The 13,392-nt window shown below is 67.6% G+C and carries 12 protein-coding genes; 5 read left to right on the forward strand and 7 right to left on the reverse strand.

Going from position 1 to position 13,392, the window contains the following annotated elements:
• Positions 1 to 14: 14 nt before the first annotated feature.
• Both BMZ02_RS06585 and BMZ02_RS06590 read right to left on the reverse strand, forming a co-directional pair.
• A complete protein-coding gene (locus tag BMZ02_RS06585) occupies positions 15 to 947 on the reverse strand; it encodes an electron transfer flavoprotein subunit alpha/FixB family protein (protein ID WP_091641132.1) in 933 nt (310 codons plus the stop codon).
• Positions 948 to 1,697 (reverse strand): electron transfer flavoprotein subunit beta/FixA family protein, encoded by a 750-nt coding sequence (locus tag BMZ02_RS06590; protein WP_091641135.1) that lies wholly within the window; start codon positions 1,695 to 1,697, stop codon positions 948 to 950.
• A gap of 378 nt (positions 1,698 to 2,075) precedes the next feature.
• Between BMZ02_RS06590 and BMZ02_RS06595 the strand changes: the two genes are divergently transcribed.
• The 5 genes from BMZ02_RS06595 (at position 2,076) to BMZ02_RS06615 (ending at position 8,148) form a co-directional block, all read left to right on the forward strand.
• Positions 2,076 to 2,582, forward strand: a complete 507-nt coding sequence (locus BMZ02_RS06595) for a Fur family transcriptional regulator (RefSeq protein ID WP_091641137.1) — start codon at positions 2,076 to 2,078, stop codon at positions 2,580 to 2,582.
• 130 nt (positions 2,583 to 2,712) lie between these two features.
• Complete coding sequence (locus BMZ02_RS06600; RefSeq protein WP_171909837.1) at positions 2,713 to 4,182, forward strand: TolC family outer membrane protein; 1,470 nt, start codon at positions 2,713 to 2,715, stop codon at positions 4,180 to 4,182.
• Positions 4,183 to 4,186: 4 nt separating this feature from the next.
• On the forward strand, positions 4,187 to 5,173 hold the full coding sequence (locus tag BMZ02_RS06605) for a PA2778 family cysteine peptidase (RefSeq protein ID WP_139209157.1): 987 nt from the start codon (positions 4,187 to 4,189) through the stop codon (positions 5,171 to 5,173).
• Positions 5,174 to 5,233: 60 nt separating this feature from the next.
• A complete protein-coding gene (locus tag BMZ02_RS06610) occupies positions 5,234 to 5,479 on the forward strand; it encodes a DUF1244 domain-containing protein (RefSeq protein WP_091641898.1) in 246 nt (81 codons plus the stop codon).
• A gap of 98 nt (positions 5,480 to 5,577) precedes the next feature.
• Positions 5,578 to 8,148, forward strand: coding sequence for a fused MFS/spermidine synthase (locus BMZ02_RS06615; protein ID WP_091641144.1), 2,571 nt, complete (start codon positions 5,578 to 5,580; stop codon positions 8,146 to 8,148).
• A 15-nt stretch (positions 8,149 to 8,163) separates the two neighbouring features.
• Here the strand turns inward: BMZ02_RS06615 and BMZ02_RS06620 are convergent, their stop codons facing one another.
• The 5 genes from BMZ02_RS06620 to BMZ02_RS06640 all read right to left on the reverse strand — a co-directional run bounded on the left by BMZ02_RS06620 (position 8,164) and on the right by BMZ02_RS06640 (position 13,354).
• Complete coding sequence (locus tag BMZ02_RS06620) at positions 8,164 to 8,955, reverse strand: metal ABC transporter permease (RefSeq protein WP_091641147.1); 792 nt, start codon at positions 8,953 to 8,955, stop codon at positions 8,164 to 8,166.
• Positions 8,955 to 9,464 carry an ATP-binding cassette domain-containing protein gene (locus BMZ02_RS06625; RefSeq protein WP_245753963.1) on the reverse strand — a complete coding sequence of 170 codons (510 nt, stop codon included), beginning with the start codon at positions 9,462 to 9,464 and terminating at the stop codon, positions 8,955 to 8,957. The genes BMZ02_RS06620 and BMZ02_RS06625 overlap by 1 nt, the downstream gene beginning before the upstream one ends.
• 53 nt (positions 9,465 to 9,517) lie before the next feature.
• A complete protein-coding gene (locus BMZ02_RS06630) occupies positions 9,518 to 10,417 on the reverse strand; it encodes a metal ABC transporter substrate-binding protein (RefSeq protein WP_091641153.1) in 900 nt (299 codons plus the stop codon).
• Positions 10,418 to 10,433: 16 nt separating this feature from the next.
• Positions 10,434 to 11,921 (reverse strand): zinc-regulated TonB-dependent outer membrane receptor, encoded by a 1,488-nt coding sequence (locus BMZ02_RS06635; RefSeq protein WP_245753964.1) that lies wholly within the window; start codon positions 11,919 to 11,921, stop codon positions 10,434 to 10,436.
• 362 nt (positions 11,922 to 12,283) lie between these two features.
• Positions 12,284 to 13,354, reverse strand: a complete 1,071-nt coding sequence (locus BMZ02_RS06640; protein ID WP_091641155.1) for a phosphotransferase family protein — start codon at positions 13,352 to 13,354, stop codon at positions 12,284 to 12,286.
• Positions 13,355 to 13,392 lie beyond the last annotated feature (38 nt).

Raw genomic sequence — 13,392 nt, forward strand, 5'->3', positions numbered from 1 at the left:
GTTCCGGCAGGCGCTCAGTCGAGTGCCTTGGAGAACTCCGGCACGGCCTCGAACAGATCCGCCACCAGGCCGTAGTCCGCCACCTCGAAGATCGGGGCCTCCTCGTCCTTGTTGATGGCAACGATCACCTTGGAGCCTTCCATGCCGGCCAGGTGCTGGATGGCACCGGAGATGCCCACGGCGATGTAGAGGTCCGGGGCCACGATCTTGCCGGTCTGGCCGACCTGGTAGTCGTTGGGCACGAAGCCGGCGTCCACCGCGGCGCGGGAGGCGCCCAGGGCGGCGTTGAGCTTGTCGGCGACCTCTTCCAGGATCTTGAAGTTCTCGCCACTGCCCATGCCGCGGCCACCGGAGACCACGATCTTGGCGGAGGTCAGCTCCGGACGGTCGGACTTGGTCAGCTCCTGGCTGACGAAGTCGGCCACGGCGCTGTGATCCAGCACGTCCACCTGCTCGACGCTGGCGGAGCCACCCTCGGCGGCGGCCGGCTCGAACGCCGTCGGCCGCACGGTGATCACCTTGGTACCGTCGGTGGCCTGCACCGTCGCCATGGCGTTACCGGCGTAGATGGGCCGGGTGAAGGTGTCTTCCGACTCCACCGCGGTGATGTCGGAGACCTGGGCCACATCCAGCAGCGCGGCGACCCGCGGCATGAAGTTCTTGCCGAAGGTGGTGGCCGGGGCCAGCACGTGGCCGTAATCCCCGGCCATGTGCGCCACGAGGCTGGCGAGGTCCTCGGCCAGGCCGTGCTCGTAATGGGCAGCGTCCGCAACACGGACCTTGGTCACACCGTCAACCTTCGCGGCGGCCTCACCCACGGCACCGCAGCCTTTGCCGGCAACCAGCACGTGCACGTCGCTGCCAATGGCCTTGGCGGCGCTCACGGTGCCCAGCGTCGACGACGCCAGGTGCGCGTTGTCATGTTCTGCTACGACGAGAATGGTCATTTAGATCACCTTCGCTTCGTTCTTGAGCTTGTCCACCAGCTCGGCCACATCCGCGACCTTGACGCCACCCTGGCGCTTCGGCGGCTCGGACACCTTCACCGTCTTCAGCCGCGGCGTGGTATCCACGCCCAGGTCGGCGGGCGACAGCGTGTCCAGCTGCTTCTTCTTGGCCTTCATGATGTTGGGAAGCTTGGCGTAACGCGGCTCGTTGAGGCGCAGGTCGGTGGTGACCACCGCCGGCAGCTTCAGGGAGACGGTCTCGGCGCCGCCGTCGATCTCGCGGGTCACCTGGACCTTGCCGTCCTGCAGCTCCACTGCGGAGGCAAACGTGCCCTGGCCCCAGCCCATGAGCGCGGCGAACATCTGGCCGGTCTGGTTGGCGTCGTCGTCAATGGCCTGCTTGCCAAGGATCACCATGTCCGGGCTTTCCTTCTCGGCCACGGCCTTGAGCAGCTTGGCAACCGCCAGCGGCTCCAGTTCGTCGTCGGTTTCAACGAGGATGCCGCGGTCACCGCCCATGGCCAGCGCCGTGCGAATGGTCTCCTGGCACTGGCTCACGCCCATGGACACCACGACAACCTCTTCCGCGACGCCCTTCTCCTTGAGCCGCACCGCCTCTTCGACGGCGATCTCGTCGAAGGGGTTCATGGACATCTTGACGTTGGCGGTTTCTACGCCGCTGCCGTCCGCCTTGACGCGGACTTTCACGTTGTAGTCCACCACGCGCTTCACAGGCACCAGAATCTTCATAACATCTCCGTTCTGCATTGTGCGCTTGGCGAGCAAAGGGTGTAAGCGGCCGCCGGGTCGAACCGTCCGTCATCGGGTCCCGGCAGGCGGCATCGGTATTCCGCTCTGCGAAATCGTGTTTCGTTTAGGCCCGGTGAGCATAGATAAGGGTCTGATCCGTGTCAAATTGCCCACGTCGACGCAGGCAATCAAGACCGGCATAACGGCCCACCGACGCCGTGCCCTCGTCCGGGACACGACACAAGTGTATTGTACAGAAAGTACGCACCATGTCGCCCGCGCGGCACCAACCCGCACCGAGTACGACACGAATCCACCGGTCTGCCCTCTCATCGCACACATGTTATAGTGTTGCAAGTCGTAAGCGAGGAACGCCGCATGGGCACCAATATCGTCACACCGTTCAAGCACGCCGATCACGACCACGACCACTGCGTGGACGACGCACTGGCGCGCGCGGAACAGCAGTGCACGGAAAACGGAGTCCGGCTGACCGCCATCCGGCGCCGCGTGCTGGAGCTGATCTGGCGGCGGCATGAGCCCATGAAGGCGTATGACCTGCTGGACATGCTGCGGGCTGAGCGTCGCAGTGCAGCACCGCCCACGGTCTACCGCGCCCTGGATTTCCTGCTGGAAGAAGGGCTGATCCACCGCATCGAGAGCCTCAATGCCTACGTGGGCTGTGGTGACCCCCACCGCCCGCACGTGGGGCAGTTCCTGATCTGCCAGCGCTGTAACGCCGTGGCCGAACTCAATGACGGCGACGTCTACCAGGTGCTGACCAGCAAGGCGGAAGAGCTGGGCTTCCAGGTCAACTCCCAGACCATCGAAATCAACGGCTTCTGCCCGGCGTGCCGTGACGCCCACCGCACCACCGGGGACTGAACCCCGCACCGGCACTGACCGCGCGGTCGGCTTGCCCCTGACCGTCATCCGGCTTATCGTTGACGGTTGACGCCGATAACGGATTGGCGCCCCGAGCCGTTCCCTTTCGTTCATGGAGAGTAACCACCCAATGCGTGCACTCATCTGGAGGCTTGGTGTCGCTGCCGGCCTTGGTGGCGCCCTTCTCGTCGGTAGCCAGAACCTCGCCGCCAACGAGCGCATGGACCTCAGCGAAGCCTATCGGCTGGCGGTGGAGCAGGACCCGAGGCTGCGCGCCGCCCAGGCGCGGCTGCGCGCCAGCGAGGAGCTCGGCCCCCAGGCACGGGCGCTGTTCCTGCCGGAGATCAACCTGGAGGCGGGCGCCAACCAGAACTGGGAAAACGCCGAGATCGGCGATCAGGGCCGGAACAGTTTCGACTACCACAGCTGGAACGCCGGCGTGACCCTGACCCAGCCCCTGTTCCGCCGCGAGAGCTTCGCCCTGGCGGATCAGGCGGAGATCCTCCAGGACCAGGCCAGCCTGGAGTACGCCACCAGCCAGCAGGACATCCTCCTGCGCGTGAGCGAGGCCTACTTCGACATGCTGCTGGCCCAGGACAACCTGCGCCTCACCGAGGCGGAGCTGGAAGCGGTGCAGTCGGAGCTGCGCCGGGCCGAGCGCGCCCTGGAAGTGGGCAGCGGCACCGTCACCGACCGGGACGAGGCCCGCGCCCGCTTCGACCAGGTGGAGGCCCAGCGCCTGCGCGCCCAGAACGACCTGCAGGTGGCGCGGGAGAACCTGCGCAGCGTCATCGGCCAGCCACCCCGGGAACTGGCGGGCCTGCGGGACGACTTCTCCGCCCAGCCCCCCTCCCCCGATGCACCTGAAGTGTGGACCGAGCGGGCGGAGCGCAACAACCTGAACGTGCGCCTGGCCGAGGGCGAGTTCCAGCGTTCCCGCACGGAAGTGGAGCGGGTGCAGGGGCAGCGGTATCCCAGAGTCGACCTGGTGGCCAATTACTCGCGGAACTTTCAGAGCGAACTCGGTCAGCAGGGTGCAGGACCAGGGCCCGATTTCGCGGGCGAAGAACTCGATAGCGAGCAGACCACCGTCGGCATCCGCCTGACCATGCCGCTCTACGCCGGCGGCGGCCCCACCTCCCAGGCCCGCGAGGCGCAGGCGGAGCGGGACGCCTTCTTCGAGGAGTCCATCGACGCCCGTCGCCAGGCCAGCCTGGAAGCGGAGTCGGCCTACCTGAACCTGGTCTCCAACCTGCGCCAGATCAGCGCCTTCGAACAGGCCCTGCAGTCGGTCCTGAGTACGGAGCGCTCCACCCGGCGCGGGCTGGAAGTGGGGCTGCGCACCACCCTGGACGTGCTCAATGTCCAGCGCGACCGCTTCTCCACCCAGCGCGACCTGGCCGAAGCACGCTACAACTATCTGCTCAACTACCTGCAGCTGCAGGTGGCCGTGGGCTCCGCCATCGACGGCTCTACCATCGACGACGTCAACTTCTTCCTGGCCCAGCGCGCCGAGGACGAAGTGGATGATCTCGCCGACATGGAGGAGATCGAGACGCCGGAGAATGACGACTTCCCGGATGGCGATCAGACGGAGTAGGCGCTTGAGCGCTCCGGTGCCATTGCCCATCGGCGGCCGCCCCCTGCTGGCGGCCGCCGCCCTCGCAACCGCGCTGCTCGGCGGCTGCGCCAGCTTTACCGCCATCGACCCGGATGACGCCTTCAGCGACCCCCCGCAGGGCGTGGAGCTCACCGGTGTGCCCTACTTCCCCCAGGAAGCGCTCCAGTGCGGCCCGGCGGCGCTGGCCGAAACCCTGGTCTGGAGCGGCTACGAAACCACGCCGGGGGACCTGAAACCCGAGCTGTTCATCCCCGAGCGCGAAGGCACGCTGCAGACGGAGATGAAGGCCCAGACCCGCGCCCGCGACCGTATCCCCTACCGCATCCGCGGCAACCACGACGCCATCCTGGCGGAGCTGCACGCCGGCAATCCGGTGCTGGTGTTCCAGAACCTGGGGCTCGGCTGGGCACCGGTCTGGCACTACGCCGTGGTGGTGGGTTACGACCCGCAGGATCACGAGTACATCCTGCGCTCCGGCGAACACGAGCGGCAGCTCACCGGCCTTGACCGCTTCCGCCGGACCTGGGACCGGGGCGACAACTGGGCCATCGTCGTGGTGGAGCCCGACCACCTGCCGGCCACCGCCGCGCCGGCGAACTGGCTACGCGCCGGCCTGGATCTGCAGGAGAGCGGCCGCACCGATGCCGCCACCACGGCCTACGAAAGTGGCCGGGACCGCTGGCCGGAGCACGGCGGCTTTCACGTGGCGCTGATGAACCTCCACTACGGCCAGGACGACGCGGACGCGGCCGAAGACGCCGCACGACGCGGACTGGACGAGGCGGAATCCCACGCCGGCGTACTGCGCAACAACCTCGCCATGCTGATGCTGGAACGCGGGAAGTGTGACGAAGCCGGCACGCTTGCCGCCGACGCCGTGGCATCGGTCGATGCCGACAGCCGTTTTGCCGACGCCTTCCGGGAGACCCGGGAGACGATTCGCCGGGAATGCAGCGCCGCCGACGACTGAGCCCCGGAGGTTGTTACAATCCCCGGGCACGCACAAACCGGGAGGAGCACCATGGCCGAGATCGACGAACAGACCCGCACCGAACTGGAAGCCGCCGCCTTCCGCACCCTGGTGAGTCACCTGCGCGAGCGCACCGACGTGCAGAACATCGACCTCATGGATCTGGCCGGCTTCTGCCGCAACTGCCTCTCCAAGTGGTACAAGGCCGCCGCCGAGGAGCGTGGCATCGCCATGGACTACGACGAGGCCAAGGAGATCGTCTACGGCATGCCCTACAGCGAGTGGAAGGAGAAGTACCAGAAGTAGCCGCACCTGCGGGGCGCACCGCGAGCCAGGCGGTGGAATGCGGTCAGATCTGCAATGATATAAAATAACGCGCTCACACAGCAGCCTGCTCGAGCCTCATGCCACGCCTTGTTCTCGCCGCCACCGCCGGCCTGTTCCTGCTCTCGGGATTCGCTGCCCTGGTCTACCAGGTGCTGTGGGTCCGGGAACTGGGGCTGCTGTTCGGCAACACCGCCCAGGCGGCGGCGCTGGCCATCGCCATCTTCTTTGCCGGCCTGGCGGCGGGCGGCTGGTTCTGGGGTCGGCTGGCGCCACGGGTGCGCTCGCCGCTGAAGGTCTTCGGCCTGCTGGAGCTGGGCGTGGCCGCCACCGCCGTGGGCCACTTCGTGCTCATCGACCTCTACCACATCATCTACCCCGCCCTGAACGCGGCCGCGGGCGATACCGCCTGGGCCACCACCGCGCTGCGCGCCGGTCTCGGCGCCATTGTCCTGTTTCCGCCGGCGTTTCTCATGGGCGGCACGCTGCCCATGATGGGGCAGCACCTGGTGCGCATCACCGGTCGGCTTGCCACCACCGGCACGGCGGTGTACGCCCTGAACACCTTCGGCTCGGCCCTGGGCGCCCTGGCCGCCGGGTTCGTGCTGCCGCCACTGCTCGGCTTCAGCGGTGCCTACCTGCTCGCCATCGGCCTCGACCTGTTCGTGGGCCTCGCTGCCATCGGCCTGGCCATGGGGGTGGTCCTGGCGCCAACCGGCACACGCCCGCAGGAGGCGGCCGCGGAACAGCCCCGCAACGCCCGAAGCAATACCGCTGCAGCTGCCTCCGCAGGCCTGCCCGCGCGCCTGGTGGCGCTGGTGGCGTTCGTCTCCGGCGCTGCAACCCTGGGGGTGGAGGTGCTGTGGACGCGGCTGTTCGCCCAGGTGCTGCAGAACTCCGTGTACACCTATGCGGTGGTGCTGGTGGCCTTTCTGCTTGCACTCTCCCTGGGCTCCCTGACCGCCAACGCCCTGGCGCGCCTGCGCGCACCGGCACCACGCCAGCTCCTGCTGCTGGTCCTGGCCGCGTCGGGAGCGGTCATCGCCGCATCGCCGTGGGCGTTCCACGCCGTCACCGGCGGGCTGGCCTACGTGGGCGCCGGCGCCTCGTGGCTGGAGTACCTGGGTGCGGTCTCGGTGGTGGCACTGCTGGTGATGGTGCTGCCGGGCATTCTGCTGGGCATCACCCTGCCCTACCTGTTGCGGCTGATGGAGGCGGCCCGTCCGGAGCCCGGCGAGATCCTGGGCCGGCTGGTGGCGGCCAACACCACCGGCGCCATCATCGGCTCGCTGGCCGCCGGTTTTCTGCTGCTGCCCTGGCTGGGGGTCAGCGGCAGCCTGCTGGTGCTGGCGGCACTCTACCCGGCGCTGATGCTCCCGCTGATCCTGCGTGAGCCGATCCCGTGGCCCCACAGGGTGATCTACGCAACGCCTATTGTCGCGGCCGTGGCCGCGCTGATCGCCTTCCGCACCGCCGGGCCCGCGGCCACGACCCTGAACGCCGACGAACGGCTGCTGGAGGTGATCGAGGGCACCCACGCCACCGCCGCCGTCATCGAGCGCGGCGAGCACCGCCTGATCCGCGTGAACAATTTCTACACCCTGGGCGGCACCGGCGCGCTGGAGTCGGAGCGCAACCAGACCCTGATCCCCATGATGACCCACCCGGAGCCCCGCTCCGTGTTCTATCTGGGCATGGGCACGGGCATTACGGCAGGCACGTCACTGCTGTTCCCGGTGGAGCGCGTGGACGTCTGCGAGCTCCTGCCGGAGGTGGTGGAGCTGGCGGAGCGTTACTTCGCACCCTGGAACCAGGGGCTGTTCGACGACGACCGGGCCACGGTCCGCGCGGAAGACGGTCACCACTGTCTGCGCCACGCCGACACCGACTACGACCTCATCATCAGCGACCTGTTCACCCCCTGGAAGGCGGGAACCGGCAACCTCTATACCCGCGAACACTACGAAACCGGGCGCGCCCGCCTCGCCGAGGGCGGCCTGTTCGTGCAGTGGCTGCCCCTGTACCAGCTCACGGAAAAGGAGCTGGGGACCATCGCCCGCACCATGGACGCCGTGTTCCCGCAGGTGGTGATGTGGCGGGGCGACCTGTTCGCCGACGGCTCGATCATCGCTCTGGTGGGGACAGAGGCGGGTGTCACCGTGGATCCCGACGCCCTGGTGGCACACGGCCGCAGCCTGGCCGACAACCCGGCACTGCCGGAGGACCTGCTGCAGGCCGTGAACCTGCGCTTCTACGCGGGCAACGTCTCCCTGAGCGGGCTGTTCGATGAGGCGCCCCTGAACACCCACGACCGGCCGGTGGTGGAATACCAGGCGCCACGCAGCCAGAGATTGGTGCAGGCCGGCGAGGAGACGTGGATGACCGGCTCGCGCCTGGGTTTTCTCTACCAGAACCTGGCCGAGCAGGTACCACCCGCCGAGGACCCGTACCTGGCCGCGCTGGAGGACGACGCCCACGGCTACGTGGACGCAGGGCGTCACTACTACTTCTACAACGTGCTGCGCATGAACGAGCGTCACGACCTGGCAGGCGCGCAATTACGGCAGTTCCTGGCCCTGACGCCCTTCGACCAGCCGCCGGGCGACCCGGAAGCGCCCACCACGCGCTCAAGCTGGGAAGAAGGCCGCTGAGGGCTCCGGGCCGGTCTAGCCCGTGCGGCGCACCAGCAGCCGCAGCAGGGCCAGCACCACGACGATGGCGACAAAGGCGGGGCCGAACGGCAGATCTGCCAGCAGGGCGAAGGCAAAGGCCGCCACGTAGGCCAGCACCCCCACCACGGCGGAGAGCACCACCGCCGCCCGCCAGCCGGGCGCCAGGGCGAACGCCACCCACGGCGGAACGAAGATCAGCGCGAACGCGGCCATGACGCCCATGGCCATGGAGGCCAGCGCCACCCCGACGGCGACCATGATGCTGAACCCCAGGCCGAGCAGCGCGACACTGCGGCCGTTGGCGCGATCGTGGCCCGGGAACAGGCGCGCCCGCAGCAGCCGCGGCGAGAGCCACGGCATCAGCGCCGCGAACACCAGGGCGAAGGCGATACCGGTGAGCAGGTGTTCGGTGCTGGTGAAGTAGAGCTGGCCGTCCACCAGGGTCTGCGCCAGGGTACGGGCGTGGTGACTGAACTGCGCCCCCAGGATCATCGCCGCCCAGCCGGCCAGAATCATCACCGCGTAGAGGTCGTTGCCGGTGCGCCGCACCAGCCCGCGGGCAGCCACACCGCCACCGGCCACGCCCAGGGCGGCCATCAGCGGCGGCACTCCCAGCAGGCTGCCGATCACGCCCCCGGCGCCGCCCAGATGGGCAAAGCCCAGCGCCGCCAGCCACTCGTCGCGCATGCGCAGGTAGAGCCCGAGCACCGGCAGCACGGCGGCGAACACCAGGCCGGTGAAGAACGGCAGGCGGAACAGCGGGTCGATCAGCAGGTCCCACTCCATCACGCCACCTCCACCAGCCGGTGGGCCACCTGCCGCAGGAAGTCCTGTTCGTGGGAGATCACCAGGGCGCCCCGCTGCGACCCCAGCGTGCCCAGTGTCTCCGCCAGCAGCGCCTCGCCGTCGGGGTCGAGGTTGTTGGTGGGTTCGTCCAGCAGCAACAGGTCGGCGGGATGACCGACCGCCGCCCAGACCATGAGCAACTGCCGCTGACCGCCGCTGAGGCGGTCCACGCGGACATCCAGCAACGCCCGCAGCCGCTCCGGCAGCGTGGCCGCGTCCACGTCCATCAGGCGCAGCACCTCGCGCACGCGCAGGGGCGTCTCGCCGGTGTCGAAGCCGGTCTGGGGCTGGTAGGCCAGGCGCAGGCCATCGCTGCGCGTGATGCGGCCGGAGAAGACCGTGGCCTCACCGGTGAGCACGCGCATGATGGTGGACTTGCCGCAGCCGTTCGGGCCCGACAGCCCGACCACCTCGCCGGCGCCCACGAAAAAATCGAGGGGCCCGATCACGGGCCCCTCGTAACCGGCCCGAAGGCCTTCAGCAGTGAGCAGACGTGTCGTCATTACTCAATGGGGGACGCAATCACCTCGACCCAGTCGCCGATCAGCTCGAAGTAGTCGTCGGCCGTGCCGTCGACCTGAACGCCCGGCATCAGCTCGTAGGCCTGCCAGCCAAGCTGCTCCGCCACGAAGTTCACGTGGTCCTCGCGCTGATACGGATAACGGATGATGACCCCGTCCTTACCCTCCAGTTCACTGACCAGTGCGCGCAGGTGCGAGCCCGTGGGCGGGTTGCCGGGGACCGGCTCAAGAAAGCCCAGATCGGCCACGTCCAGGCGATCCAGCAGGTAGGTGGCGTCATCGTGGTAGAGCACCACACCCGGTGCGCCGTCGACGCGCTCCCGCCACTCGTCCACGTACTCGTCCGCACGCTCGGCGAATGCTTCCGCGTTGGCATGGTACGTGTCCGCGTTGGCGGAATCCATCTCCGCCATGCGCGCGGCCAGCGTCTTGGCGATCTCACCCATGCGGATCGGGTCCAGGTACACATGGGGGTTGCCGGCCGGGTGGACGTCGCCCCGGGAGCGGTCGGCCTCGCCACCTGTGCCGAGCAGATCCACCTGGGCCGCAGCCTCGAAGTAGCCGCTGGTGCCGGCCCGGACGCCCGGGTTGTTGGCGCCGCGGATGGCGGCGGGCAGCCAGCCCTCTTCCAGCTCCGCGCCCACGGAGACCACCAGGTCGGCCCGGCGGATGGCGGACATCATGGAGGGCCGGGCCTCCAGGTAGTGGGCGTCGCGGTCCGGCGGCGCCATGGTGGTCACCTCCACGTGGTCACCGCCCACGTGCTTGGCGAGCATGCCCATGTTGGAGGTGGTGGCGGCGATGCTCAGGGCCTCCGCCGCCGCGGGCGCGGCAGCCAGGGCCGCGCCGAGTGCGCTGCTGATGAGTGCGCGTTTCAGCATGTCTCTGCTCCCTCGCTTAGAACGGATGGGCGCCGTGCGCGCCGATACTGATGTTGTACTGGAGCATGACGCTCCACTCGTCGTGGCGGTCACCGCCCGGGTCCTCGCTCGCATAGTCCGCATAGTTCAACTGTGCGCGGAAGTACGAGAAGTGGGACGGGTAGAACGTGGTGTTCAGGGAGTACCGATAGCTGGTGTCGAAATCGTCGAAACCATTGCCCTCGTCACGGTCGTTCCAGGCCGTATTCTTGGCAATACCAAGCGCTTCCGCCCGAACACCCGTGCGCCAGCGGGGCGCGATGCCGTAGACCGCCTGAAGGTAAGCGCCATCCTGCTGGAAACGGCCGGATGTGCCGTCTGCCGAGACCGTGTTCCTTGCCCAGTCCCCAGAGGCACCGGAGTCTTGATAGGCGCTATTCGCCCTATCGCTGTTGAAGTAGGCATAATCCAGATCAATGTTGCGATAGAAGTACTCGCCTTGAAGAACCAGATCTCCGTGTCCCAAGTAGCCAGCAGCGTCATACTTGTAGACCGCATCCAGGCCAGCAAACCAAGCATCACCATCCCAGGTATCAACCCGCAGTCCCTCGCTGTGCTCTTCCATGTCCTGGAAGGACCTGGAATACCCCCCCGAGATCCCGAACTGCGCCGCGTGGTCATAGCCCAGGTCCGGCCCCCACTTCAGGAAGCCGGTGAACAACCGGGGCCCGGACGCATCGTCAAAGGGCAGGTGCTGTTCGTCGGTTCTCTGCCGAGCAAAGTCCCCGCCGTCGTAATCGACAGTAGCCACACGCGCAGACGACTCGCCCTGGTAGCTTGCAATCCCTGAGGTACTCCCCTGCAGCACCTCAACCCCGCCTTTCAGGTAGGTCCGCGTCGGCAGCAGCCAGTTCAGCTGCACGCCGGTCTCCTGGATGCCGTGATTGCCGAACAGGTGTTCGCTCACCAGCGGCCGGTCGACGAAGTCCCACTCGTGGGGGTGCTGGCTGTTGATGTAGCCGATGTCGGAGAGGAACCGGCCGCCCTTGATCTGCAGCCCCCAGGGCAGGCTGGTGGTGGTGATGTACGCCTCTTCCAAGTCCACCGTGTCCGTGCCCTCGATCACCAGCATGGCGAAGGCGTCGAAGTACGGGTCCACCGAGGCCTCGAAGGCGAACTCCGTTTCGCGGAGCTGGAAACCGTCTTCCATGCCGTGGTCGTGGCCATGCCCGTGGCTGTGGCTGTGACCGCCATCGAAACCGCCCGGGTCGTGGGCGTCGCCGCTGAAGGTGTTCTTGTACACACCATCGAGAATGACGGAGATGGAGGGGTTGAAGGCGGTGCCGGCGCCAATGCGCTCGCTGGAGCCCGGCCCGATGCCGGCGCCCATGCCCCCCTGGGCGTCCATGGCGTCCTGCTGGGTGGCGCCCTCGGCGGGCTGATCCTGTTGCGCGATCGCGACGCCCGAGCCGAGCAGCAGTGCCGCCGCGGCGGCAACGCCCTGGGTTAGATATGCTCGCTTCATGATTGCCCTCATGCTCGCGTTGTTCGGTGGTGGAGGAATGCAGTTCCGGGCCACGGGATTGGCCGGAAAATGGAATTATATAACATTCTTTCTTTGATGCAACATTATTACGTTGCATTTGCGCAACATTGAGGCGGGTTTCTCGGGTGTTTAGCTAGGGATTTGGTAGACCTGAAGGTCTACCCTACGGTCCGGTCCAACGATTACGGCCACGGTTTCAGCGGGCGTAAGCGCAGGATGGTGGACCTTCAGGTCCACCATCCTGCGGTGCGACGGCGGCTGGTGGATCTGAAGATCCACCCTACGGCGACGGCCCCTGCGCGGCGACGTAGGGCGGACCTTCAGGTCCGCCGATACCAACCCTACCCCTGCAGCCGTTGCGCCTCTTTCCACCCGGCATCGGCCAGGATGGTGGCCCCTTCGCCCACGCTGAGGGCGTCGGCGTTGGCGGCGTTGCCGTCCAGGGCGCGCTTGTAGACGCCCTGGAGGATGGCCGCCAGCCGGAACAGGGCGAAGGCGGTGTAGAACGGCCAGTCCTGGATACCGTTGTCACGGCCCGCCTTCCGGCAGTACATGTCCACGAACTCCTGCTCCGTGGGCAGACCCAGCTCACCCAGATCCAGATCCGCCAGACCGCGGATACCGGGCAACCCGGACGGCAGGTGGTAGGGGATGCAGCAATAGGCGAGATCCGACAGCGGGTGGCCCAGGGTGCACAGCTCCCAGTCCAGCACGGCCACCACCTCGGGGCGCTCCGGGTGGAGCATGAGGTTGCCCAGGCGGAAGTCGCCGTGGGCAATGGTGGTCTCGTCGCTGCCCGCCGGGATGTTCTCCGGCAGCCAGGCCATGAGCTTGTCCATGGACGGATTGTCACCGGTCTTGGACGCTTCGTACTGCTTGCTCCAGCGGCCGATCTGGCGGCCCAGGAAGTTACCGGGCTTGCCGAAATCGGCCAGGCCCACGGCCGCGTAGTCCACGTTGTGCAACCGCGCCATGGCGTCGGCCTTGGCCTCGAAGATGGGCCGCCGCTCGGCCTTCGGCACCTCTTCCAGGGCCGGATGGCTGTAGACCCGCCCTTCGATGAAGCGCATGACGTAGAAGGGCGTACCGATGATGGCGTCGTCCTCGCACAGCAGCAACATCTCCGGCACGGGCACGTCGGTGTCGCGCAGGGCGCGCATCACCTGGTACTCGCGCTCCACCTGGTGGGCGGAGGGCAGCAGCTTGCCCGGCGGCTTCTTGCGCAGCACGTAGCGGCGGCCGCCGGACTCCAGCAGAAACGTGGGGTTGCTCTGCCCGCCCTGGAACTGCCTGATGGCCAGTTCGCCGCCGAACTCCTCCGGCAGCTGCTCGCGCAGGTAGGCGTGCAGGCCGGCCTCGTCGAAACGGTGGGCGTCGAGGACGTCCACCAGCTGTTGTGTCTCTTCACTCATTCCGTTGTCGTCCCCATGCATCGGCGCCCGGCGAGCGG

The organism is Aquisalimonas asiatica (assembly GCF_900110585.1).
Taxonomy (GTDB): Bacteria; Pseudomonadota; Gammaproteobacteria; order Nitrococcales; family Aquisalimonadaceae; genus Aquisalimonas; species Aquisalimonas asiatica.